The organism is Chondromyces apiculatus DSM 436 (genome assembly GCF_000601485.1).
Lineage (GTDB): Bacteria > Myxococcota_A > Polyangia > Polyangiales > Polyangiaceae > Chondromyces > Chondromyces apiculatus.
This window is the reverse complement of the sequence record NZ_ASRX01000093.1, coordinates 25,855-49,247: the sequence shown is the minus strand read 5'-3', so window position 1 is coordinate 49,247 and position 23,393 is coordinate 25,855. Positions and strand designations below refer to the sequence as shown.

The 23,393-nt window shown below is 69.3% G+C and carries 20 protein-coding genes; 11 read left to right on the top strand and 9 right to left on the bottom strand.

The window, feature by feature from the left end; translation table 11 throughout:
- The 3 genes from CAP_RS38490 to CAP_RS38480 form a co-directional block, all read right to left on the bottom strand.
- The coding region (locus tag CAP_RS38490) for an urease subunit alpha (protein ID WP_044250183.1) at positions 1–1,242 on the bottom strand (1,242 nt) is incomplete at its 3' end.
- 18 nt (positions 1,243–1,260) lie between these two features.
- The gene (gene ureB, locus CAP_RS38485; RefSeq protein ID WP_081865711.1) at positions 1,261–2,124 is read right to left on the bottom strand and encodes an urease subunit beta; all 864 of its coding nucleotides are present in this window, start codon (positions 2,122–2,124) and stop codon (positions 1,261–1,263) included.
- Between the two features lie 148 nt (positions 2,125–2,272).
- Entirely contained in the window at positions 2,273–3,118 is an 846-nt protein-coding gene (locus CAP_RS38480; RefSeq protein WP_044250182.1) for an oxidoreductase, read from the bottom strand.
- Positions 3,119–3,304: 186 nt separating this feature from the next.
- On the opposite strand from CAP_RS38480, the gene CAP_RS38475 reads away from it, so the two are divergent.
- A complete protein-coding gene (locus CAP_RS38475; RefSeq protein WP_044250180.1) occupies positions 3,305–4,216 on the top strand; it encodes a LysR family transcriptional regulator in 912 nt (303 codons plus the stop codon).
- 261 nt (positions 4,217–4,477) lie between these two features.
- Entirely contained in the window at positions 4,478–4,921 is a 444-nt protein-coding gene (locus CAP_RS38470) for a DUF4879 domain-containing protein (RefSeq protein ID WP_044250207.1), read from the top strand.
- Between the two features lie 480 nt (positions 4,922–5,401).
- Here CAP_RS38470 and CAP_RS51465 read toward each other — a convergent pair whose 3' ends face one another.
- Both CAP_RS51465 and CAP_RS38465 read right to left on the bottom strand, forming a co-directional pair.
- Entirely contained in the window at positions 5,402–5,566 is a 165-nt protein-coding gene (locus CAP_RS51465; RefSeq protein ID WP_156041520.1) for a hypothetical protein, read from the bottom strand.
- A gap of 159 nt (positions 5,567–5,725) precedes the next feature.
- Entirely contained in the window at positions 5,726–7,255 is a 1,530-nt protein-coding gene (locus CAP_RS38465; protein ID WP_231511947.1) for a hypothetical protein, read from the bottom strand.
- A 137-nt stretch (positions 7,256–7,392) separates the two neighbouring features.
- Here CAP_RS38465 and CAP_RS55405 point away from each other — a divergent pair, with 137 nt between their 5' ends.
- Both CAP_RS55405 and CAP_RS38455 read left to right on the top strand, forming a co-directional pair.
- Complete coding sequence (locus CAP_RS55405; protein WP_044250179.1) at positions 7,393–8,496, top strand: PDZ domain-containing protein; 1,104 nt, start codon at positions 7,393–7,395, stop codon at positions 8,494–8,496.
- 205 nt (positions 8,497–8,701) lie between these two features.
- Positions 8,702–9,136, top strand: a complete 435-nt coding sequence (locus CAP_RS38455) for a PRC-barrel domain-containing protein (protein ID WP_156041519.1) — start codon at positions 8,702–8,704, stop codon at positions 9,134–9,136.
- A gap of 51 nt (positions 9,137–9,187) precedes the next feature.
- On the opposite strand, the gene CAP_RS38450 is transcribed toward CAP_RS38455, so the two are convergent.
- Positions 9,188–10,072: a hypothetical protein gene (locus tag CAP_RS38450; RefSeq protein ID WP_044250176.1), complete on the bottom strand. Its 885-nt coding sequence runs from the start codon at positions 10,070–10,072 to the stop codon at positions 9,188–9,190.
- Positions 10,073–10,238: 166 nt separating this feature from the next.
- Between CAP_RS38450 and CAP_RS38445 the strand changes: the two genes are divergently transcribed.
- Positions 10,239–11,069, top strand: coding sequence for an SDR family NAD(P)-dependent oxidoreductase (locus CAP_RS38445; protein ID WP_044250204.1), 831 nt, complete (start codon positions 10,239–10,241; stop codon positions 11,067–11,069).
- A 111-nt stretch (positions 11,070–11,180) separates the two neighbouring features.
- On the opposite strand, the gene CAP_RS38440 is transcribed toward CAP_RS38445, so the two are convergent.
- A complete protein-coding gene (locus tag CAP_RS38440) occupies positions 11,181–12,122 on the bottom strand; it encodes a hypothetical protein (protein WP_044250175.1) in 942 nt (313 codons plus the stop codon).
- A 309-nt stretch (positions 12,123–12,431) separates the two neighbouring features.
- On the opposite strand from CAP_RS38440, the gene CAP_RS38435 reads away from it, so the two are divergent.
- The 6 genes from CAP_RS38435 (at position 12,432) to CAP_RS38410 (ending at position 21,246) form a co-directional block, all read left to right on the top strand.
- Positions 12,432–15,680, top strand: coding sequence for a POTRA domain-containing protein (locus CAP_RS38435; RefSeq protein ID WP_052376732.1), 3,249 nt, complete (start codon positions 12,432–12,434; stop codon positions 15,678–15,680).
- Positions 15,681–15,893: 213 nt separating this feature from the next.
- Positions 15,894–17,231 (top strand): DegT/DnrJ/EryC1/StrS family aminotransferase, encoded by a 1,338-nt coding sequence (locus CAP_RS38430; RefSeq protein ID WP_156041518.1) that lies wholly within the window; start codon positions 15,894–15,896, stop codon positions 17,229–17,231.
- 164 nt (positions 17,232–17,395) lie between these two features.
- Positions 17,396–18,541, top strand: coding sequence for a recombinase RecA (gene recA / locus CAP_RS38425; RefSeq protein WP_044250174.1), 1,146 nt, complete (start codon positions 17,396–17,398; stop codon positions 18,539–18,541).
- A 3-nt stretch (positions 18,542–18,544) separates the two neighbouring features.
- Positions 18,545–19,069 (top strand): SixA phosphatase family protein, encoded by a 525-nt coding sequence (locus CAP_RS38420; protein ID WP_044250172.1) that lies wholly within the window; start codon positions 18,545–18,547, stop codon positions 19,067–19,069.
- A gap of 217 nt (positions 19,070–19,286) precedes the next feature.
- Complete coding sequence (locus tag CAP_RS38415; protein ID WP_231511946.1) at positions 19,287–20,183, top strand: hypothetical protein; 897 nt, start codon at positions 19,287–19,289, stop codon at positions 20,181–20,183.
- 106 nt (positions 20,184–20,289) lie between these two features.
- Positions 20,290–21,246, top strand: coding sequence for an HD domain-containing protein (locus tag CAP_RS38410; protein WP_044250171.1), 957 nt, complete (start codon positions 20,290–20,292; stop codon positions 21,244–21,246).
- A gap of 21 nt (positions 21,247–21,267) precedes the next feature.
- Here the strand turns inward: CAP_RS38410 and CAP_RS38405 are convergent, their stop codons facing one another.
- Positions 21,268–22,002 carry a hypothetical protein gene (locus CAP_RS38405; RefSeq protein WP_044250170.1) on the bottom strand — a complete coding sequence of 245 codons (735 nt, stop codon included), beginning with the start codon at positions 22,000–22,002 and terminating at the stop codon, positions 21,268–21,270.
- Between the two features lie 70 nt (positions 22,003–22,072).
- On the bottom strand, positions 22,073–23,371 hold the full coding sequence (locus tag CAP_RS38400) for a DNA topoisomerase IB (protein ID WP_231511945.1): 1,299 nt from the start codon (positions 23,369–23,371) through the stop codon (positions 22,073–22,075).
- Between the last annotated feature and the right edge of the window lie 22 nt (positions 23,372–23,393).

The following is a 23,393-nucleotide window of genomic DNA, read 5'->3' as shown; positions in this document are numbered from 1 at the left end:
GCGCTCGCCGCGCTCGCCGCGCTCGCCGCGCCCGTCACGCTCGTCACGCTCGTCACGCTCACCCGGCAGGCGTCCGCGCTGGCGGCGCATCTTGTCCGCTGTCTGCCAGGCCCGGGTGATGGTCTCGCCGACCCGGCCCATGGCCTGCGAGTCCGAGGACATCATGGAGATGGCGCCGAGGTCGTGGAGGATGTCCTCCGCGGCGATGGTCTCGCCCCGGATGCGCGACTCGGCGAAGGCGATGTCCTCGGGGATGTTGCGGTCGAGGTGGTGGCAGACGAGGAGCATGTCGAGGTGCTCGTCGAGGGTGTTCACCGTGAAGGGGCGGGTGGGGTTCGTCGACGAGGGGAGGACGTTGGGCTCTCCGCAGACCCGCAGGATGTCGGGGGCGTGCCCGCCGCCTGCGCCCTCGCTGTGGTAGGTGTGGATGGTCCGCCCCTCGAACGCGGCGATGGAGTGCTCGACGGCGCCCGACTCGTTCAGGGTATCGGTGTGGATGGTGACCTGGATGTCGTGCTGATCGGCGACGTCGAGGCAGCAGCGGATGGTCGCCGGGGTGGTGCCCCAGTCCTCGTGCAGCTTGAGGCCGATGGCGCCGCCCACGATCTGCTCGGAGAGGCCCTCGGGCTTCGAGGCGTTGCCCTTGCCCGTGAAGCCGATGTTGAGCGGGAGCGCGTCGGTGGCCTCCAGCATCATCCGCAGGTGGTGGGCGCCGGGCGTGCAGGTGGTGGCGTTGGTGCCGCTGGCCGGGCCCGTGCCGCCGCCGATCATGGTGGTGATGCCGGCGGCGATGGCCTCGTCGCACTGCTGCGGGCAGATGAAATGGATGTGGGTGTCGACGCCGCCCGCGGTGACGAGGAGGCCCTCGGCGCCGATGACCTCGGTGGTGGGGCCGACGACCATCCCCGGGGTGACGCCGGCCATGACGTCGGGGTTGCCAGCCTTGCCGATGGCGGCGATGCGGCCGTCCTTGAGGCCGATGTCGGCCTTGTAGATGCCGGTCCAGTCGATCACGACGGCGTTGGTGAGCACGCAGTCGAGGGCCTCGGCCTGGCTCGCGCCCGCGCGCTGGCCCATGCCGTCGCGCAGGACCTTGCCGCCGCCGAACTTGCACTCGTCGCCGTGAACGGTGTGGTCCTTCTCGATGGCGATGACGAGCGCGGTGTCGCCGAGCCGGACGCGGTCGCCGGTGGTGGGTCCGTAGATCTCCGCGTAGGCGCGGCGGGAGAGGAGGCGGGACATGGAGACCTCGGGGTTCAGTCAGGGTTCGCGGCTCGGTTCGCGGCTCGGTTCGCGGCTCGGTTCGCGGCTCGGTTCGCGGCTCGGTTCAGGGCTCGGTTCAGGGCTCGGTTCGGGGCTCGGTTCGGGCTCGGGCGCGTGGCCGAAGCCGAAGGCGCGGACGCGCTCCATGGCGCGGGCGAGCCCCTCGGGGCTCACGGGGCCGTCGGCGAGGGCGTTGCCGCCGCGGATGACGCGCTCTCCCGCGATCTCGACGAGATCGACGGTCCTGGTCTCGCCTGGCTCGAAGCGCACGGCGGCGCCGGCGGGGATGTCGAGACGCCGCCCGTAGGCCCGCTCCCGGTCGAAGCGCAGATAAGGGTTGGTCTCGATGAAGTGGTAGTGGCTCCCCACCTGGATGGGCCGATCGGCGAGGTTCGTGACCTGGAGCTGGATGGCGGTGCGGCCCTCGTTGAGCACGAGGTCACCCTCGGCGATCTCGAAGGCGCCGGGGATGGGCTCGGGCGGGACGGCCACAAAGAGCGCAAGCTCCGGGACCGGCAGGAAGCTTCCGTGGAGGGCGAGGGCGAGGTCGCCGTGCTCGGCGGCGATGGGGTGGTGCACGGTGACCAGCTTGGTGCCGTCGGGGAAGGTGCCTTCGACCTGCACCTCGGCGACGATCTCCGGGACACCAGGCATCACCTGGTTGCGGCCGAGGAACCTCTTTCCGAGGTCCATGAGCGCGGCGACGCTCTGGCCGTCGCGGATCAGTTCGAGGAGCTGGGTGGAGATGAGCGCGATGCTCTCGGGGACATTGAGCCGCACGCCCCTGGCCAGGCGCTTCTGCGCCAGGAAGCCCGCGTTGTGGAGGAGGAGCTTGTCGATCTCGCGCGGGGAGAGGTGCATGTTCCCTGGGTCTCGCCCAGGGGACGGGACGTGACGACGAAGGGTTCCCGAGTCCCCGGTCCAGGCGCTGCGGCGTGGCAAGACCCCCACCGTTCCACCCGGGGTGGACCGGCGTGGACCGGGTAAGCCGGGTGGGGTTGCCGCCCCTTCACCCGTTCCCGCTGCCCTCGGGGAACCAGGTCGCCCCACCGACGTGCTCCCAGGCATCGAGTTCGGCCGCGACCTCCACGAGCTTCTGGCGGCTGCGCTGGAAGGTGTCCGGGCCGAGCGCGAAGCGGAGCGGCGGGTTCTCGGCGTGGGCGACGGTGACGATGGCGCGGGCGCCGAGCACTGGATCGCCGGGCTGCAGATGGTTGCGCTCCTTCGCGATCTGGCGCACCTTGCCGACGCTCTCGGCGTAGTCGGCGATCTGCGCCCCCGTCGGGCGCAGCGACTCGCCCGAGAGGAAGTCGGTGCGGAAGTAGCCGGGCTCCACGATGGTGACCTTGATCCCGAGGTGCGCGACCTCCTGGGCCAGCGACTCCGACAGCCCCTCCAGCGCGAACTTGGTCGAGGCGTAGACGGCGTAGCCCGGGGCGGCGTTGAACCCGCCGATGGACGAGATGTTGAGCACCCGCCCGCTGCGGCGCTGCCGGAAGTGCGGGAGCACCGCCTGGAGCACGCGGAGCACGCCGAAGACGTTGGTCTCGAAGAGCGCCTTCGCCTCCGCGACGCTGGTCTCCTCGGCGGCGCCCAGCACGCCGAAGCCAGCGTTGTTGACCAGCACGTCGATGCGCCCGAACCGCGCGACGGCCGCCTTCACGGCCGCGTGGGCCTGGGCCTCGTCGGTGACGTCGAGGGCCAGCGGCAGGAGGTTCGGGTGCTCGCCGAGGCGGGCCGTGACGTCCTTGGGAGAGCGCGCCGTGGCCGCCACGGCATCGCCACGCTCCAGCGCGGCGCGGGTGATCTCGGCGCCAAGGCCGCGGGACGCACCAGTGATGAACCAGATCTTCATGGGAATCTCCTCGTCTCTTTCGGGGTAGGTCGGGGTCGGGTGGGCGCCGGGGCGGCGCGGAGGCGCCCTTCGCCACCGCGTCGCTGCGTCCCTGCGTCGCCCGCGCTCGATGACTGGAATCTGGCCGATCAAAGCCGATCCGATAAGCTCCCGACGCTTCACCGACCCGTTGAGCGGAGCTCACCGATGCCTGCCCCCCGGATGGACTTCTCTCGCCTCTCCGCCTTCGTGGCCGTCGCCACCCACCGCAATTTCCGCCGCGCTGCCGTGGAGCTTCAGGTGACCCCCTCGGCGCTGAGCCACGCGGTCCGGGAGCTGGAGGAGAGCCTCGGGGTCCGGCTCCTCCACCGCACGAGCCGCAGCGTCTCCCCCACCGAGGCGGGCGAGCGCCTGATGAAGCGCCTCGCTGGCTCCTTCGCCGAGATCACCGACGCGCTGGAAGAGGTGAACGCCTTCCGCGACACGCCGACCGGCACGCTGCGGCTCAACGCCGCCCACACCGCCGCAGAGCTGGTGCTCGCCCCGCTGATGGGCCGCTTCCTCCAGGCCCACCCGCAGATGCACCTGGAGATCGTGTGCGACGACGGCCTCGTCGACGTGGTGGCCGCCGGCTTCGACGCGGGCGTCCGCTTCGGCGAGAGCCTCCAGCAGGACATGATCGCCGTCCCCATCGGCCCGGAGCAGCGCTGGGCCGTGGTCGGCTCTCCCGCCTACGTCGCGCGGAAAGGCCGGCCGGAGACGCCCCACGACCTGAAGTCACACGCCTGCATCCGCTACCGCTTCCAGAGCGGCGCGCTCTTCCACTGGGAGTTCGAGAAGGATCGCAAGGAGCTGAGCGTCGACGTGGCGGGTCCCCTCACCCTGGGCGACCAGAACCTCATGATCCGCGCCGCCCTCGACGGCGTGGGGCTCGCGTTCGTGTTCGAGAACCTGGTCGCGCCCCACCTGGCCGGAGGGCAGCTCGTGCGCGTCCTCGACGGCTGGTGCCCGCCGTTTCCCGGCATGTTCCTGTACTACCCGAGCCGCCGGCAGATGAGCGGGGGTCTGCGCGCGTTCATCGAGATGGCGCGCGCCGAGGGGAAGCAAGCGGGGCGCTGAGCGACACCTGCTTCCAGGCACGGCCGGTCGAAGGCCTGACATGCCTCTCCCCTTCGATGTGGGGATGGTCACATGTTCTTGACATTCCACCTGCGCCCACGATACCGGAAGTCAGCTCGTCCTGGTGCGCCCGGGGGGAGGAGATGGGGCGTCACGGCACGCCTGCACCTTCCGAGGTCGTTGTGCAGCAATCACCCCCCGTGTGCCCTCGATCCTCCCTGGCGCCGGACGAGCCTGGTCCGTACCCATGAGGTGTTCCTGATGCTCTCGTCGCTCAAATTCGCATCCGCAGCGCTCGTTGTCTCGTCGACCCTCCTCGCGTCGAGCGCTCTGTCGGACCCGGCACCGCCGCTCACGTACCTTCAGATCACCGGCGTCCTCTCCGAGGACGATTACCTCATCTATGGCGACTGGGAGAATATCGCTCCCACGCAGACCACGACGCTCGGAGACCACGGCGGCAGCGAGATGTACGTGGAGACCTTCGAGTACGGCTATGGGACTCTCAAGTACGCCACGATGGACGGCGTGCAGGTGTACGAGGTCCCCGGGTCTGCGTATGCCATCACGGACAGCAACAACGTGATCGTCGGGTGGTATCGGTACTGGGATCTGAGCGGCTCTTCCGGCGGGGCCTTCTATTACCAGACCCGGTCCATCAACTCGCCGTTCAACCTCATGTCGGACACGCTCACCATCCAGTAGCGCGCACGACCGGGAGTGGGGCTTGCCGGGGCCCCCGGAGGAGCGCGGAAACAGGTGTCGCAACGTTGCTGCGACCTCCGGTGGACTCCGACAGCGGGTGTCGCAACGTTGCTGCGACCTCCAGTGGGCTCCGACAGCGGGTGTCGCAACGTTGCTGCGACCTCCAGTGGACTCCGACAGCGGGTGTCGCAACGTTGCTGCGACCTCCGGTGGACTCCGACAGCGGGTGTCGCCACGTTGCTGCGACCTCCGGTGGACTCCGACAGCGGGTGTCGCAACGTTGCTGCGACCTCCGGTGGACTCCGACGGAGGCCCCAGCAACGTGGCGACACTCTCCCCCGCGCTCCGGAGGGACCCCGAGCAAGGGAGCGGTCCTGGTGGAATTCCAGCGCTGCGACCCGCCGCAGGGGAGACCGGCGTGATTCAGCTCACCACCTTACCTGCTCCACGCGGGGGGCGCCGTGGCGCCCTCGGGTCGGCTCACCACCTGCGGGCCCAGGGGTCCTCGCCGAGGAGCGCGGTGAGCGGGGCGAGGGTCGCGCGGATGAAGGCGAGGACGTCCTCGATGCGCTCGCCGGCAACGCGCACGAGGGCGCCGCCGGGGACGGGGTTGGCCGCGGCGTGGAGGGAGGCGCGGGCACGCACGCGGGGGCGGGAGGCGGCGAGGGTGGGGGCCTCGGCGCGGCGCGCTTGGCGCGGTGAGGGGCGCGCTTGGCGCGGTGAGGGGCGCGCTTGGCGCGGTGAGGGGCGCTGCGATCGGGGTGGTGATCGGCGCGGCGCGGCCGGCGAAAGGCGCGTCCATGCTCAGTGGCCGCCGGTCGTGGGGGAGCCCGAGGGCGCGCTGCGGCGGGAGGCGGGGGCGTCGAGGGGGCGGTGCACGGAGGCGGGACCGGCGGTGGTGTCGCCCTGGGTCTCGCCGAGGATGGAGCGCGCGGCGGTGGCGCGGGCGGCGCCTCCGCCGGAGATGGTGGCGTGGTCGACGACCCAGTGGGCGTCGAGGAGGTCGAGGTAGTCGAGATCCAGCTCGCCGCCGGAGGGGAGGATGAAGACGGCGGAGAGGTGGGCGTGGGCGCGCACGGCCTGGATCATCTCGCGGGGGATGTAGAGGGCCGCGTGGGTGAAGAGGTGGACGACGGGGGTGCGGGGGTCGTGGTGGCGGGTGAGGTCGAGGTCGGTGGAGAGCTCGGCGAAGACGCGGGCAGGGTTGCGGCCTCGCTCGCCCTTGAAGGAGAGGATGTGGCCGGTGGGGAGCTGGCCGGCCTTGGCGCGGTGCAGCTCGTAGAGGCGGGCGTCGTAGAAGCGGAAGGCGACGTCTTCGCCCTGGAGGAGGAGCTTCTTGCCGGTGGCGATGGCCATGCCGCGGGCGAAGGTCTGGCGGTCGCCGCGCATGGAGGCGGAGGCGTCGATGAGGAGGTAGTGGATGCGGCGCTGCTCGTCGCGGCTCTGCTCGCGGGCGTAGTAGAGGACCTCGTTGTCGGCGATGCGTCGGGCAAGCTCGAGGTCGTCCCAGGCGAGCTCGGTGAGCATGAGGCTGTCGATGGTGCCGCGGGTGTTGATGCCGGAGTAGCCGAAGGCGGCGGTGGTACCCGAGGCAGGGCGGGTCTTGGTTTCGAGGACGCTCGGGAGGATCTCGAGCGAGAAGTTCACGATGTCGTTGGCTTCGGGGGATTCGAGGGCCGCGAGGAGATCGACCTGGGCGAGGGCGCCGGCGCTGGCCTCGGAGCCGAGCATGCCGAAGAGGCGCAGGGTGTCGATGTCGAGGGCGTCGGCCATGGTGAGGACGAAGAGGCGCGCGGCTTCGAGGGCTTCGAGGGCGCGCTGCTCGAAGTCGCGGCGCGCGGTCTGGAAGAGCGAGGGGAGCTGGGGGTCGATGCCGTCGAAGAGGGAGGCGTCGACAGGGACGCGGGAGCGGTAAGGCGGGGCGAGGGTGAGGCGCGCGGCGACGGTGCCGAGGACGCGGGAGAGGATGACGGTGATGAGGTCGTCATTCATCTTGAGCTGGGCTGCGCGTCGGGCGGCTTCGCTGTCGCCGATCTCCGCGAGGAGCGAGCGGTAGGCCTCGAAGAGGCGGGGGGCGTCGCGGAGGCGGGCGGTGAGCTGGGCCGGCGGGCAGCGGGGGCCGATCTCGAGCTGCTCGCGGGGGGCGGCGAAGAGAAGGCCGACGTCGTGGGCGAGGGCGAAGGGGAGGACGACGCCGAGGCGTTCGAGGCCTTCGTGCCAGCGGATGGCGCGGAGCGCGAGGGAGGAGCTGCCAGGCCGGATCTGGGAGAGCGCGAGCGAGCCGAGAGGGCCACTGACGGAGGTGTCGTCGAGGAGCTTGGAAGGGACGGGCACGGGCGCTCCAAGGTAGTCGGTGGCGTGCGGGGAGGCGAGTTGGACGGAGGGAGACGACGCAGCAGGGCAAGCTGAGGAAGGAGGGGATGTGGGTGGATGGCGACATCTTTGCTTGAGCGGACAGCAGGAGGGCCGCCATGGTCGGAACAGCGAAGACGGTGCACGTGGCGCTCGGCATGATGGTGGCGGGTGGCGTCGCGATCGCCGCCATCCACACCGCGCGAGGCCAGGAGTCGACGGGGAGGCGGGCCAGCGACGCCCAGGAAGGCGCGTCGGCCCGGGAGGGCGCGCAGGAGCGCACCCGGAGCAGCAGTAGCCTCGAAGAGCGGCCCTCGCTGAGAGCGACTGCGCCAGAGCGCACGCAGGAGCGTGCAGGGCGTGCCGAGGGCGAGACGCGCGAGCCACGTCAGGTGGAGGCGAGGAAGGATCCGGCTGCCGCTCGCGCCCGGCTGAAGAAGGCGATCGCGTCGAGCCCGGCAGCGTCGCTGCTGCAGAAGGGGGATCAGGTGCTCGCCGTGGATGGGCGGCGGGTCGAGGATGTGGAGGGCATGGAGCGGCACCTGGCCACGCTGTCGCCCGGGGAACCCGTGCTGGTGGAGGTGATGCGGGGCGGAGAGCGGCGCTTCATCGGGGTGCAGCTCTCTGCAGCGCCGAAGCCGAAGTCGCCAGAAGCGCGGCCGAGGGCAGAACCAGCCGCAGCCGCACCTGCAGCGCCCCACGTGGTGGTGGTGCAACCCGTGCCGATGGCGCAGGCGCCTGCCGTGGCGGCGATGGGGGGGTTCTTCTACGGGGGCAGTGACGTACCGCTCGGGGCGCGGCCCCCTTCGGTGTCATCGCCCGGGATTGCCCAGGTACCAGGCGCGACGTTCGCGCCGGGGCCAGGGTCGTCGTCGTCCTACCCGCAGGTGCCCGGGGTGGCGCAACCTCCGGGGTTCCCGGGCGCCACGACGGGGTTCGCACCTCCCGGAGTGTTCCCGCAGGTGCCCGGGGTGGCACAGCCGCCCGGGTTCGGTCCAGGGTCGACGGTCCCGGGGGTGCCTGGACGGGTCGGGATCGAGAGCACGTCGGGCGCTCCCAGCACGGCGGGGGCGGCGGGTGCTCCCGCTGCCCCTGGAGGGGGGCGCGCCACGGTCGGGGGCCGCGGAGGAGGCGCAGGATCTCTCGGTGGCGCAGGGGCGCCGAGGGGCGGGGCGGCGCGCGGCGCGCTCGGAGGCGGGATGGCGGGCGGGATCGGGCGATGAGCCCTCGCGGGGGGGGCGTCGGCACATCCCTGAGGCCGGCAGCAAGGCCGGTCAGGAAGTGCAGGCCTTGCCCGAGAGATGACCATGGTTGCTCACGGGCACACGTTGCCAGCGTGCAGTTCGGGGTGGGCACGGGTCATCCGGAGCTTTCTGGATGAAAAGTGACCACCAGAAGGTGGGCACGACGGATGCATCGTGTGAAATCATGAACTACGGGATAGCCAGTCGCGACTGGATGCGCGCGGCGGCGAGGCTGATGGGGTGGCGAGGGAGCACGCAGCCGAGACAGGGCGAGGTGCACGATCCGTCGGAAGTGTGGATCGAGGAAGGCATGGAGGTCCGGGGGGCCGACGGAGAGAAGCTCGGCAAGGTCATCGGCACCCAGGCGGATTCCTTCATGGTCGAGAAGGGGTTCCTGTTCCCTCGGGACTGCCTGGTGTCCTGGAGCGAGGTGACGGACATCCGTGACGGGACCATCCACGTGGCCAGGACCAAGGACGAGCTGGGGCTGGGGCGGGGCTTCGATCAGGTGGGTGTGTACGGGTTCCACGAGGGGGGAGGAACGCCGAGGAGCAAGGCCGAGAGACGAGACGAGAGGCCGTCCGAGATGCTCGGGGGGGTGCACGAGAGGCGCCGCTGAGAGCAGGCGCAGGTCTCAAGAACGCTCGCGGAGGGGTCGGCGAGGTTCAGGTCACCACTTGTAACCAATTCCGAGGCGGCCCGAGAGGACCTTGCCCTCGTCGAAGCCGAAGCCCAGGGTCTCGTCGAGCGCGATGAGCATGCCGAGGCGAGCGTAGAGGCCAGAAGGCTTGGGCTCGTAGCTCACGAAGGGCTCGAGAGCCGTCTGTACGAGGTCGTCGTCGGTGAGGAGGAATGAGGCCTGGAAGCGGAGACCTCCTCCGAAGCCACCCTCACTGCGGGCCTCGATTTCATTGCCCTGATCGATGAGGATCTCGGCTTCGTCATCGCCCGTCGGAATGAAGACGGTGGGGGCGATGTCGCCCCGGTAGTAGAGGTAGGGCAGGATGCGGACCTCGACTCCACCGCGCGCGCGGACGCCGATGCTCTCGGGAATGAACCGGTAGATGTCGTACTGGGCCCGCGTGATGGCGGAGAACGATGCCGCAATCCCCTGCTCCTCGTCGGGGTCGTGGATGGTGGGAATGGAGACCGTGCCGCCCACGTGGAACGTCAGGCTGTCGCTCAGCGCAGCGGCATAGTGGGCGCCGAGGGTGGGGTTGCCGAAGACGAAGCCCCCCGTGGAGTCGCCATTGTTCGAGACGCTCCCGTATCCGAGCGGGATCTCGACGTCGAGGTAGAGGTTCTCGATCAGCTCGAGCTGCAGGACGGGCGTGATGGGGAGGCCGAGGGAGCTGAATTCGAAGGTTTCGCCAAAGACGCGGCCCTTCTGGGAGCTGCTGAAGAGGTCGACCTCGAGCCCCACGCGGTTGTTCTGGCTCCTGGTCCAGTTATGGGTGTCGGAGGGTCGCTCCACGTCGGCAGGGGCGGGAGCCTCCTGGGCGAGGGCGGGCGTGGCGACGAGCGCGAAAGCTGCTGCAAGGACAAGGGTGCGCATGGGTGTGAAGACTCCTCGGCGTTGATCGAGAGGCCAACCTAACGCATGAGCTTCCACGGGTCATGAAAGGCGCAAAAAACCGTCGTACCGCACTCCTGGCGGTGCAGCGCCGGCTCTCCGAAAGAACCGGTTGCATTCGCAGGTCCCGGAGCGGCACCCTGCCGACGTGACATCACCGCTGGATCAAGGGGTTGTCCTCATCACGGGTGCGTCTTCCGGGATCGGTCGCGCGCTGGCGCTGAGGCTCGGACCGCGCGCGAAGGCCCTCGTGCTGGCCGCCCGCCGCAAGGACCGGCTGGAGGCGCTGCGCGAGGAGCTGACGCGGGCGACGCCAGCGCTGAACGTGCTCGTCGTGGAGTGCGACGTCACGGACCGGACACAGACGGACGCGATGGTCACGCGGATCGAGGCCGACCTCGGCGGCGTGGACGTGCTCGTCAACAACGCGGGATACGGGGACCTCGGCGCGTTCGATCTGGCGGACTGGCAGAAGACCGAGCGGATGATCGCGCTCAATGTCACGAGTCTGACCTACCTGACCCATCGCGTGCTGCGACGGATGGTGGCGCGGAGACGCGGAGGGGTGATGAACGTCAGCTCGGGGTTCGGGTTGACGTTCGGCCCTGGCATGGCGGCGTATATCGGGACGAAGCACTTCGTCAGTGGGTTCACCGAGGGTCTGCGGCTCGATCTCGCCGGCACGGGAGTACGGGTGATGCAGGTCTGTCCAGGACCGGTCGCGACCGAGTTCCACGACACGGTCGGCAACTTCACGGGGATGGATGTGCCAGGGTTGCTGATGATCTCGGCCGAGACCTGCGCCGCCGCGGCGATCCGGGGGTTCGACCGGGGAAGAGCCCTGGTGGTACCGGGCTTCTTGATGCGGGTGCTGCTGTTTCTGGGTGGCTACAGCCCCCGGTGGCTCCTCCGGGTGCTGTATGCGCCAGCAGCACGGGCCCTGCGCAGGAAGCAGCTCGCGATCCGCGCGGGCTCGTGACCTGGGAGTGCTCTGGGAGGGAGGGCCCGGCGCGCTGGGATGCAGCGGGGGCGAGGGCCCGGGTGGTGAGCAGAGCGATGGCGGGGGAAGCTCCGGCGACCGCGGAGAGGGTCAGTTCGCTGCGACGCAGACACCCACGTCGGTCGAGTTCAGAAGCGTCTTGTCGCAGGTACCGGTGCCGCAGTCGCCGTCGTCGCAGCAGAAGCGGGCGCAGGTGCTTCCCGGGACGCAGGTGCCTCCCGGAGCACAGTAGCCAACCGACTGAGAGCACGGCTCGCAGATGGCCTGGGTGTTCGGGGCCGGGAAGCACTGGAAGGCGCCGCTCGGCGCGATGTCGCAGGCGCTCCCCTCCTCCGTGCACCCTGCGTTCGTCACCGGGTTGCAGGCCGCGTTCTGGGGCACGCACGCGCCCATGGAGGGGGAATCCGCGGGCGCATCGCAGGCAGCGTCGACGGGGTCCACGGCACACTCGGTTTCGCAGTCCGCGGAGCTGAAGCAGGACATCAGCGCGTGGTAGAGGGCGTGGCCGTCCTGATTGGCGTGACAGAGGTCGGTGTCGTGCTGGGTGAAGCAGTCCACCCAGCAGGCCTCGTTGGCGGCGCAGTTGGCCACCTCGTCGCAGCAAGCCCCTTCGCGACACGCGGCGCAGGCGGGTTCGTAGACGGGGGCGAGATCTCCCTCGCACTCGCCGTTGCCCCCCTCGATGCACGCTTGCTGGCAGGAGCCGCCGCGGCAGACGAGGTAGCGATCGACACGCTCGTGTGTCTCCTGCGTGCGCTCGCAGGCCTCGCTGTCCTGCGCGTTCACGCAAGCCCAGCAGTCGGGATCGTCCTCGCACGCCGAGAGGTCTTCACAGCAGGCCTCGCCCATGCAGGTCCCGCAGGCATTGTCCAGGGAGGTGGGACATGCGGACGCTCCCCCCGTTCCTCCCGCGCCGCCGACGGAGGTGGTCGTGCCGCCATCGCCCCCAGGGTTCGATCCATCGTCACCGCACGCGCCAGCGGCAACTCCGAGGCCAAGCGCGAACGAGCTAAAGAGGGCGAAATACTTCATCTGCACTGATCCTTGATGGTGAAGCTCACAGGCACGGCGGAAGGACTCGTCCAGAGTCACTGCGCGGCTTGCTACTTTGTTAGATATAGAAAGTCAATTTCATTTCAAGAGACCACAGTGCCTGCGGGATGAGGGTGGGGAGGGGGGTCCGGCCTCTCCGGAGGAGCCGTCTTCGAGCGTTCCGGTGGGCCATCACGCTCGGGCGCACGAGGGGGTGCGGCTGGTATTTGTCGTGCGTTCACAGCCCCTTGCGCAGGCAGTGCCCTGACAGGCACCCTCCCCCGCGTGCGCGTAGGCATCGTCTCAGTCGTGCTCGCCGTGCTCGCGCTCGCGGGCCGGCCGACGCGCGCCGAAGGACCGCCAGGCGTGACGCCCAGCGCCGGCCAGCGTACGCCGGCCCAGCAGGCCGTCCTCGGAGCCGAGGATCTGGTGCAGGGCGCGGACACGCCCGCCCTCGAGCCGTTGCCGTCCCTCGGGGATCTCGCAGGAAAGCCCATCGCGCCCATCACGGTCACCGCGGTGGGAGGTCGCTGGCCCAGGGTGGAGCCCATCACTTCCGTGGAGCTCGATGAGCCGCTGAGCGCGGACTCGGCGCGGCGGGCGCTGAAGGAGCTCCTCGCCACGGGCAGCTATGCGCGCGCCTCCGCCGAGGTGGTCGCGAACGAGGAAGGGGTGGAGCTGCGGCTCTTCGTGCTGCCACGGCGGCTCGTGGCGACAGTGCAGATGACCGGCGCGGCGCTGGGGCTGGCGCCGACGCTGGAGGCAGCCCGGATCGCGGAAGGGAGCGAGGTCACGGCGCCGATGCTCGTCGACATCCGGGCGCGCATCCGCGCGTTCTACGCGCAGCACGGGTACACGGCGGCGCAGGTGGACGTGGACGCCGCGGATACGGACGATCCGATGCGCGTGGTGCTCGACATCGATATCGTGCCTGGGCCACCGCGCGCCGTCACCCAGCGGGTATTCGTGATCGACCCCGCGGCAGATCGGGAGATCGGCTCCCTCAAGCAGCGTTACCGTTTCGGCTCCGGAGATCGGGTCGATGAGCCGGCGTTCACCGAAGCGGATCAGGAGATGGTCGAGCTTCTCCGCAAGGAGGGGTTCCACCGGGCCGATGTGCTGCACCGGGTGGTGCACGTGGGGCCCCGCAGCTATCTGTATGTCTATCTGACCCCTGGGCCGCGCATCCTGCCCGCCTTCGAGGGGAACCGCGCGTTCGATGCCGTCATGCTGGAGGATGCTCTCGAGCTGGACGGAGAGACCGAGCACAAGCCCGCCGAGTTGCTCGAGCGCCTGCGCACGTTCTACGTGCGGCGGGGTTTCCTCGACGTGGAGATCCGCACCGAGGAGCGCAAGGGCACGAGCGACACGGTGGTCTATCAGGTGTTCATCGTCCGGGAGAACGCGCAGGTGCGCGTGACGAAGCGGGTCTTTCCCTGCCTGACCGGCACGCTCGGCGCGAACGACATCGGGGCAGAGATCCAGACGTTCCTCGAAGAAGATCTGCCTGGCGGCGAGTTCATCACGCTCCCTGACATCGCTGCGGTGGATTCCATTTTCGGGCCCACTCAGGGTGCCGGAGGTCGGGCGAGGCCGGCCGATCTCAACCCGGCCATGACGTACGACCGGGAGACCTACGAGCGGGCCCTGAGCCATATTCGCGACCTCTATTATGCGAAGGGCTACCTCAATGCGATCGTGGGTCCGGTCTCGCCCATGCGGGCGACGTGCTCGCGCCTGTCACCACCGGGGCAATGCATTCCGGAGTCACCACGGGTACGCGTGAGCGCGCAATGTCGCACGGATGAATACGGGCTGCCGCTGCCCGAGGCACCCGTGCCCGACGCCCTGATGTGCCAGCCCGATCCAGCCCATGGCGTGGAGTGCGCGCCCGAGATCACGCTGCGCATTCCCATTCAGCCAGGGCCGCAGACGACGCTCTACGATCTGGCTTTCGAGGGGAACCGAGCCTTTCCCGAGCAGGCACTCGCGCAGATGGCGGAACTCACCCTGGGACAACCGCTGTCCACGCTCGACATGGATGCAGCCCGGCTGAGGCTCCTCGATGCTTATCGAGACCTCGGGTATGCCTATGCCGAGGTCCACGCCACGGTGGAGCCGTCTCCGGACCGGACGCGCGCGCGGGTGCGCTTCGTGATCACCGAGCGAGAGCGGGTGTTCGTCACGGGTTTCGTGATCAAGGGCGCAGTGCGCACCGATCACGATCTCATCCTGCGCCGCCTCGCGCTGCGAAAGAACGAGCCGTTCGGGCAGAAGCAGGCTCGCACCAGCGAGGAGCGCATCGCGACCCTGGGGCCCTTCGCGAGCGTGTCGGTGTCCCTGGAGGATCCGGATGTACCCCAGAAGAACAAGCGGGTGGTCATCACGGTGGCCGAGCAGCTCCCTCAGTATCTCGACCCCCGCATCGGCTTCTCGACGGGCGAGGGGCTCCGTTTCGCCGTGGAGTACGGGCACCGCAACATCGGCGGTGCGGCCGTCTCGCTGACGCTGCGGCTGCAGCTCAATTACCTCTTCGACTTCATGATCCTCGATTCCGGCGTGCAGGCCAACTATGCCTCGCTGACCGGGCTCGACAGGCTGGAGCGGCGGAACAACGTCTCGGTGGTCTTTCCGGAGATCGGGCTCGGGCCGCTGGTGAGCTTGTCCCTCGACGCCATCGACGTGCGCGACAACCAGCGCGACTTCGGGCTGACGAAGCAGGCCGTCATCCCTGCCCTGACCTACCGGCCGAGGCGCACGCTGAACAGCCAGCTCGGCTTGAGCGCGGAGCTCAACGACGTCGGGCTGTTCAACGAAGACGCGCTCGACCGCACCATCAGCCTGCTGAGGGTGCCTCAGGGTCGGACGATCGCGCTCGCCCAGCAGATCAGCCTGACCTGGGACGGGCGCGATAGCCCCTTTGCGGCCACGAAAGGCGCGCTCCTCAGCGGGAGCGTCGAGCACGTCAATGCCTTCCCCGCCACGACCGGGAAAGGCGCCGCCACGATCAACAGCCACTTCCTCCGCCTCACCGGCCGCGTCGCTGGCTACATTCCGCTGCCCCTCAAAGGAGTGAGCATCGCCCTGAGCATGTCGGCCGGGTACAACCGACAGCTCACCGGGGACAGCCAGACCTACCCCGACCGCCTCTTCTTCCTGGGCGGCGTCGATTCGCTACGCGCATTCCTGGTGGACGCGCTGGTCCCCCAGGACGTCGCCGAGCGCATCTTGAGAGGGGATCAGGAGGACGCACAGGGCGGACTGTTCACCATCGAAGACGTCCCCATCCGCGGCGGCGACCTCGCCCTGAACCCGCGCGTCGAGCTGCGTTTTCCGCTCGGCTCGGGGGGCGTGCTGCAAGGCGGCCTCTTCCTCGACACCGGCAATCTCTGGGCCAAGCCGGAGAATTTCAATCCTTTCGAGATGCGCTATGCGGCGGGAGCAGGTCTGCGCATCGGCACGCCCATCGGCCCGCTGGCGCTCGACTATGGCATCAACCTGATCCGGCGCCCCTGGGAGGACTTCGGCGCGTTCCAGTTCTCCATCGGGCTGTTCTGACCCTGGCGGCTGCACCGGCAGCGCGAACGGAAGGCCAGACGCTGCCCCATTTTCCGCCGGCCAGAGGACGAGCAGAAGGCGGCCGAAGTGCTACTCGATACATCCGTGAGCTGCATGCTGTGCCCTCGCCGACGCTCTCCAGCGCTCACCCCCCCCAGCACGCGCCAGCCAGTCCCGGCGAACCTCCCCCGTGAGCTGATCCCAGGAGGACCCGTGAGTTTCCACCCATCCGTCATGATCGGCGACGCGCCTTCCGGCATTCATGTGTGGGGTGACACCCGGAGCCTCTTCGCGCTGCAACAGCGAGAGTGCCCGGATGGCAGGCGCCCCGTGCTCGCACCTCTCCGGGTCAACGAGCGGCTCGCCCGCGCCCTCGACGCTCTCGAGGGGCGCGATCTCGAGCGCCTCCTCCAGCAGGGCCCGGCGTCTTGTGGCGTGATCCGGTTCCTCCCCGCCGATCAGCTCCTCCCCGAGGAAGAGCCATGGCCTGCCCTCGGCAGCCTCCGCGAGACGCCCTCATCCAGAAGCCCCACCGCTGACGCGCAGATCGATCGCCTCGAAGCCGAGCTGGGCGCGTTCCTCGGCCGCCACATGATCGCCACGTCGAGCAGCGCTGGCGGGATGATCATCGCCCTCAGCGCCCTCGGTGTGGGTCCTGGTGACGAGGTCCTCCTGCCCGCCAACAGCTTCATCGGCACGGAAAACGCCATTCTCGCCTGCGGAGCGACGCCGGTACTCGTCGACTCCGACCCCTGTGATCTCAACCTCGACCCCGCCTGCATCGAGGAGAAGATCACCCGCCGCACCAGGGCCATCTTCGCCGTCGACAACCACGGGAAGGCAGCAAACGTGGCGGCCATCCGCCAGGTGGCCGACACCCATGGTCTCAAGGTCGTCCTCGACGCCTGCCAGTCCCTGGGCGTCATGGAGTCCATGAGGCACGCGGATGCAGCCGTCTACAGCCTGAACGTGTACAGGAACTTCGGCGCCTGCAGCAAAGGAGGCGCCATCGCCGTCGCCGATCTGGACCTCGCCCGGCGCTGTCGTTCTTCCAGCGACAGCACGCAGGGATCGGAGACGAAAGCCGCGAGGATGCACCCCTTCGGCAGCACCTCCCGGCTCGACGGTACCCAGGCTGCCGTGGCCTCACGCAGGCTGCCGCACCTCACCCTCAACAACCTCAGACGCATGCTCCTCGCGCGACGTTACCTGAGGGCCCTCGAACCTCTGGCGACCCGCGGCCGTCTCCTACTGCCTGCGTTCAGCGACGATCGCGGGTACCGCATCTTCACCGTGCAGGTCCTGCCTCCATGGAGCCGCGATGAGATCCGGCGACGCCTGCTGGAGCGAAGTCGGGTCGAGACAGCGGTCTACTACCCGGTACTCACCCACCTCCAGCCGACGCAACACCACCGCCGCCTGTTCGAGGGGGTCTCACTCCCCCAGGTCGAGACGGCACAGGCTCGGATCCTCAGCTTGCCGCTCCACAACAACCTGACGCTGGCGTCCCAGGACCGGGTGGTCGCGGCCCTCGAAGCGGCGTTCGCCTGACGCGCTGCCGGTCCGGTCCTTGCGCAGCCTGTTGACCCCTGTGCCAAGGCTCGGTCATTCCCTGTCTCGTCCTGATGCCGGCATCCTTGCTTCCTGAACAGCCGGCCAGTAAACAGTTCCCGCAGAAGCTGGCCGCGCCTGTCCTCCCACCGCCCGAGGTCCCCATGTCGGAAGAGAAGAACAGCAAGCAGAAGAACGCCGCCCTGGAGCTCGCGATCGCGAGCGTGGAGAAGGAATACGGCAAGGGCGCGATCATGCGCCTCAAGGAAGGGCAATCGCTCCACGACGAGGTGCCGGCGGTCTCCTCGGGTTCGCTCAGCCTGGACATCGCGCTCGGCATCGGTGGATACCCGCGGGGCCGCATCGTGGAGATCTACGGACCGGAGTCGAGCGGCAAGACGACGCTGACCCTCCATGCCATCGCCAACATCCAGAAGAATGGCGGGACGGCTGCCTTCATCGACGCCGAGCATGCTCTCGACGTCAACTACGCCAAGAAGCTCGGGGTGAAGACCGACGAGCTGCTCATCTCCCAGCCCGACTACGGTGAGCAGGCCCTGGAGATCGCCGACATGCTGGTCCGCTCCAACGCGGTGGACGTGATCGTGGTCGACTCGGTCGCCGCCCTGGTGCCCAAGGCCGAAATCGAGGGCGACATGGGCGACAGCCACGTCGGCCTGCAGGCCCGTCTGATGAGCCAGGCGCTGCGCAAGCTGACGGGCACCGTGGCCCGCTCGCAGTGCCTCCTGATCTTCATCAACCAGATCCGCATGAAGATTGGCGTCATGTTTGGCAGCCCCGAGACCACGACCGGCGGCAACGCGCTCAAGTTCTACGCCTCCGTGCGCCTCGACATCCGGCGCGTCGGCCAGATCAAGGAGGCCGTCGCGGGCGGTAAGGATCCGGCCGTCGTCGGCAACCGGACCAAGGTGAAGGTGGTGAAGAACAAGATGGCGCCTCCCTTCCGGGAGGTGGAGTTCGACATCCTCTATGGCCAGGGCATCAGCCACAGCGGCGACGTCATCGACCTGGCGACCGAGGCCGGGATCATCGAGAAGAGCGGGTCATGGTTCTCGTTCCAGGGAGAGCGCATCGGCCAGGGCCGTGAGAACGCGCGCTCCTTCCTGGAGCAGCACCCGGCGATGCTGGAAAAGGCCGAGCAGCTCGTGCTGGCCAAGCATGGCATCAACCGCCGCACCGCCGGCGCTGCGGCTGAAGCTCCAGCGCCGGCCGCTGGCGGGAAGGGTCGCGAAGCGGCAGCGGCGGCTCCGGCCGCGGAAGGACGCCGCCAGCCCCCCAAGGCCAACTAGATCATGCGTCTTTACGTGATGCGTCACGGACCGGCCGAGGACCGGTCAGCAACCGGGCGAGATGCCGACCGGATGCTGACCACGGAGGGCCGGGCACGGGTCCAGGAGGTGGCCCTCCACCTCCACCGCCTCCGCGGGACCTCGGCTCCCCTGAAGATCCTGTCGAGCCCTCTCACGCGTGCCCGCCAGACCGCCGAGATCGTCGCCGAGGTCCTGGGGGCGGCCGGCGTGACAGGCATGGGTTCCAGCGAACCAGAGCACCGCGCGGAGCTGGCACTCGACGCGGACCTGGATGGAAACCTCCGTCTCGTGGCCGAGGCAGCGTCTTCCGGGACGGATGCGCTGCTCGTGGGCCATGCCCCCAGCGTCGACCATCTGATCCGCGCTCTCGCCCCCGGCGCCGGGAAGAACCCGCCGGCCGCCGTCGCGGGCGGCTTCTGCACCGCCATGGTCGTCGCGCTCTCGCCCCTCGACCCCCCCGGTCAGTGGCGGATGACGGACGTGCTCGATCCGCGGACATTCAGGTGACTGCGAGAGCACCTGTAACTCTTCGAAGTTAAACAACAAAAACAGGTAGCGCCGCGGCGCAGGTCCTCGGCCGCGCCGTCTCCCCTGCGAGGGATCACCGGGGGGCCCTCCGAGCGGGAGGAAATCCAGTCATTTCAACTGGTTGACCCCCTCCCTTGACATGGAAACACCCCGGGAATACGCCCGGTCCGGCAGGAGGCTGAGGATGACGGGACAGATGGCCTTTCCCTTCGCTCACCCCCCCTTCATCGCTGGGGGGCCCCGCGGGCACAAAACGCGCTCGACCCAGGCACCTCCTGCCGGTCGCGTCTCCCGTGGAACCGGGAAAGGCAGCCCCCTCGCCCCCCGCGTCTCGCCGGCGGCCATCCGGGTCCCCGACCCGCGCGCGCTGCCCTTCGAGGTCCGGTTCCCCCCCGGCTACCCCCGCATCTTCGTCCATGAGGGAGCGCGCCAGGCGATGGCGCGCCGGCTCGAACTCGCCACCCGGTGCCCGGTGCTGCTCTCGGTGACCGACAACTTCCGGGAGATGCTCTCGTCCTCCCGCGACGGAGGCGTGCTGCGGGCGCGGGTGCACCACATGTTCCTCGATGCCCCCGCCTCCGTGCAGGAAGCGCTGGTTCGCTACCTCGTCGACCAGGACCGCGAGGCCTCGCTGCTGGTGGGCCAGTACATCGACCAGAATGGCTACCGCATCCGTGCCTCCCGGAAGGTGAGCACGCCGCTACGCACCCAGGGGCAGACGCACGACCTCCTGGCGCTCTACCGGAAGGTCAACCACACGTACTTCGGTGGTGCCATGGATGCCCTCATCACCTGGGGGCGGCGCGGCAAGGCGAAGCAGAAGCGACGGACCATCAAGCTCGGAAGCTACTCGGCCGTGGAGCGGCTGATCCGCATCCACCCGGCCCTCGATCGCCCCTGGGTTCCGCGGTACTTCCTGTCTTACATCATCTACCACGAGATGCTGCACCACGTGATCCCGTCCGGGGAGGAGCAGGGGCGACGGCTCATTCATCCGCCGGAGTTCCTCGCCCGCGAGCGCATGTTCCGGCACTTCGACCGCGCCATCACCTGGGAGAAGACCCACGTGAGCCGCCTGCTTCGCGCCTCCTGATTCTCAGGGCGAAGACGCGAGCCCTCGCTGCCCGCAGGCGGACGACCTTGCTTCCCGCTGGAGAACGGCTAAACAGCCGGTCTCTCGCGGGGGAAGTGCCCTACCCATGAGCGACACGAAGGCTGCCGTGCAGGACCCCCCGATCAAGGAAGCGAACCCCGCCCGGGCCATGGAAGCGCTCGAATGCGCGGCCGTCCGCGCCGAGCACGTCGAGGAGCGCCTGATCGTCCGGGCGACACCCGCCGACTTCAGGGCAGCGACCCAGCTCTACATGCCCGACGTCCGCAAGATGCTGGACCGGGTGATGATGTCGAGCGACGCCGAGGCAGGCCTCGACGCCCTCCTCGAGAGCGGCGCTCTCACGGCCATGCTCCCCGAGATCGAGGCCATGGTCGGCTTCGGCGACGGAGAGTGGCGCCACAAGGACGTCTGGAAGCACACGAAGCAGGTGGTCCGCCAGGCCGTCCCCCGCCTCGAGGTGCGCTGGGCAGCGCTGCTCCACGACATCGGCAAGATCAAGACGCGCAGCATCTCCCCGAACGGCGAGGTCCATTTCTTCGGCCACGCCGAGGTGGGCGCCCGCATGTTCGACAAGATCGACCGGCGCCTCCCCCTCTTCACCAGGGACGAAGCCCTCAAGAGCACCGTCCGCCTCCTCATCCTGCACCACCTGCGCGCCAGCCAGTACGATCCTTCCTGGACCGATAGCGCCGTGCGCCGCTTCGCCAAGGAGATGGGTGAGCTGCTCAAGGACCTGCTCGACCTGTCGCGGGCCGACATCACCACGAAGCGCCCCGAGAAGAAACGCAAGGGCCTCCGCCAGATCAGCGAACTCGCGGACCGCGTGGAGAAGCTCGTCCAGGAAGACGCGGTGATCCCGCCCCTCCCCGGCGGCATCGGCGACGCCATCATGAGCGCGTTCTGCATTCCCCCCTCACGACGGGTCGGCGAGCTGAAAAAGGCGCTCGAGACCGCGGTGGAGTCCGGCGAATTGCAGCCCCACCAGCCCGCGGAGTTCTACGTGAACTTCATGCGCGAGCAGGCCGAACGCTTCGGCCTGTGATCTCGGACAGCGTCGGCGTGCTCAGGCCCGCAGAGGCGCCTCGCAGGTCGCGCAGCGCCGGGGCACATCGTCCTTGTGGTACACCTCGCCACAGCGGCCGCAGAGCCGCGCATCGCGCTCGAACGTGATCACCTTGTCGCTGGCCTTGCAGCGCAGCCCGGCGATCTGCGGCGGCTCCAGCGTGAGCACCCTGCCTGCCCCCTCGCTCGGCTTCGGCAGCGCCTTCTCCTGGATCCCGGTGACCTTCCCCGGAATGCGCGTCCGCGCCTCCGCCAGCGCCCGCGCCGCAGCCTCGCGCTGGGCACGCACGGGGATGGAGACGACAGTCCCCGGGCTCCGGAACGTCAGCGCCGTGGCCGTGAGCTGCACCGCGTTGACGTCGCACCAGCCGAGCCTGTCCACCTCGCCAGCGCTCCGCTCCACCGCCACGCCCGCATCTCCCACGCGCATGGGCAGCGCGCCCCACTGACCGAACAGCGCCACCAGGACGGCCAGAACCGCGCCAGCACCGAGCAGGTACAGCGCGTACGGGTGCGGAGCCGCCCCCTCCCGGAGAAACTGCCCGAACACCCCGGCTCCAAGGCACAGCGCAGCCAGCGATCCCCCCACCATGGTCAGCACGGCAGGCAGGGACGACCCGCCGTCATAGCGCCACTCCTGGCGGGGATCGCTGCGCGTCCGCAGGAAGGTATCCCTGGCGTCCGCTGCCGTCCCGGAAGTCTTGCGCTTGCGCTTGGTCGAACTGTCCGCTGCCATGCCGGCTTCCTATCGGAGCAGGGGCCGGAACGCAAAGGCATCGACCAGCCCCAGCCCCCTGCACCTCGGCTCAGGAGCGCAGGGAGGCCCCTGCTCCCCGGGGCTTCCCGCCCGGCGGCCGAGGCCTCCCCGGAGCTCCCCGCGGCTTCCCCTTCCTCACGGCGCCCTTCCGCGCCGCCTGTGTCCTCGCCGTTCCCCGACGCGCTCTCCCGTCCTCGGCCACCTTCGTGACCTTCACGCTCTTCAGGAGCTGCTCCTCCAGCGACGGCTTCCCCGCCGCTCCTGCGATCCGCGTCTGGAGAAGCTCCACCACCCACACCTCGTGAGGCGGCAGCGCGTTCTCGACCTCCATCACGGCGCGCGTCACCTCCACCTTCCCCTCGGGCCCCTTCAGCGTCCCCTCCGCATAGACCTCCAGCAGGATCGGGTGGATGTAGCAGCGCCTGCACACCGCCCGGGTGTTGCCCAGCCGCGCCGCCACCGCATCGATGGCCTCCACCACGTTGCGCTTCACGTCCCTCACCGTGGACGCCGGCCCCACCCGCGCCAGCTCCTGCGCTGCCAGCACGGTCCCCGCCCAGGTCCGGAAGTCCTTGGCCGTGAACTCCTGCCCCGAGATCTCCCGCAGGTACTGGTTCACGTCCCCCGAGTGGATCCCGTGCTGCTCCCCCGCCTCGTCCACGTACTGGAACAGCTCCTCCCCGGGCAGGTCCTGACACCGCTTCACGATCCGGGCGAGCCGCGCGTCCCGCAGCCCGATCGTGTGTTCCTTCCCCGACTTCCCCCGGAAGGCAAAGCGCAGCTCGGGCCCCTTCACCTCCACGTGCTCGTCGCGGAGCGTCGTCAGCCCGAATGACGCATTGCTCCGCGCATACTCGTCGTTCCCCACCCGGATCAGCGTCGTCTCCAGGAGCTTCACCACCGTCGCCAGCACCCGCTCGCGGCACAGCCCGGGGCGTGCCAGATCCTCCTCCAACCGCCTCCGGATCCCGGGCAGCGCCTGCGCGAAGGCCAGCAGGCGGTGGTACTTCGTCTCGTCCCGCACCTCGCGAAAGCGCGCGTGGTAGCGGTACTGCTTCCGGCCCCGCGCATCGCGCCCGGTCGCCTGCAGGTGGCCATCCTTGAAGGGACAGATCCACACCTCGGTCCACGCCGGTGGGATCCCCAGCGCCTGGATCCGCGCCATCTCTGCGGGATCCTTCACGGGCTTGCCGCCTACCCCCAGGTAGTAGAACCCCTTCCCTGCCCGCATCCGCCGGATGCCGTCGATGGTGTCGGTCACGTACCGCAGCCCGGCCTCCTCCGCGGAGGCCACGGGCAGCACCTGCACAGGCGGCAGCACCTTCCGGGTCCCACGGGAGGCTTTCACGGCGCGGGACGACCCCCTGCGC

What these genes read in the sequence shown, in the direction of transcription:
- ureB (WP_081865711.1), bottom strand. Translation starts at nt 2,124, where the DNA reads ATGCACCTCTCCCCGCGCGAGATCGACAAGCTCCTCCTCCACAACGCG.
- CAP_RS38480 (WP_044250182.1), bottom strand. Translation starts at nt 3,118, where the DNA reads ATGAAGATCTGGTTCATCACTGGTGCGTCCCGCGGCCTTGGCGCCGAG.
- CAP_RS38475 (WP_044250180.1), top strand. Translation starts at nt 3,305, where the DNA reads ATGCCTGCCCCCCGGATGGACTTCTCTCGCCTCTCCGCCTTCGTGGCC.
- CAP_RS38470 (WP_044250207.1), top strand. Translation starts at nt 4,478, where the DNA reads ATGCTCTCGTCGCTCAAATTCGCATCCGCAGCGCTCGTTGTCTCGTCG.
- CAP_RS55405 (WP_044250179.1), top strand. Translation starts at nt 7,393, where the DNA reads ATGGTCGGAACAGCGAAGACGGTGCACGTGGCGCTCGGCATGATGGTG.
- CAP_RS38455 (WP_156041519.1), top strand. Translation starts at nt 8,702, where the DNA reads ATGAACTACGGGATAGCCAGTCGCGACTGGATGCGCGCGGCGGCGAGG.
- CAP_RS38450 (WP_044250176.1), bottom strand. Translation starts at nt 10,072, where the DNA reads ATGCGCACCCTTGTCCTTGCAGCAGCTTTCGCGCTCGTCGCCACGCCC.
- CAP_RS38440 (WP_044250175.1), bottom strand. Translation starts at nt 12,122, where the DNA reads ATGAAGTATTTCGCCCTCTTTAGCTCGTTCGCGCTTGGCCTCGGAGTT.
- recA (WP_044250174.1), top strand. Translation starts at nt 17,396, where the DNA reads ATGTCGGAAGAGAAGAACAGCAAGCAGAAGAACGCCGCCCTGGAGCTC.
- CAP_RS38420 (WP_044250172.1), top strand. Translation starts at nt 18,545, where the DNA reads ATGCGTCTTTACGTGATGCGTCACGGACCGGCCGAGGACCGGTCAGCA.
- CAP_RS38415 (WP_231511946.1), top strand. Translation starts at nt 19,287, where the DNA reads ATGGCCTTTCCCTTCGCTCACCCCCCCTTCATCGCTGGGGGGCCCCGC.
- CAP_RS38410 (WP_044250171.1), top strand. Translation starts at nt 20,290, where the DNA reads ATGAGCGACACGAAGGCTGCCGTGCAGGACCCCCCGATCAAGGAAGCG.
- CAP_RS38405 (WP_044250170.1), bottom strand. Translation starts at nt 22,002, where the DNA reads ATGGCAGCGGACAGTTCGACCAAGCGCAAGCGCAAGACTTCCGGGACG.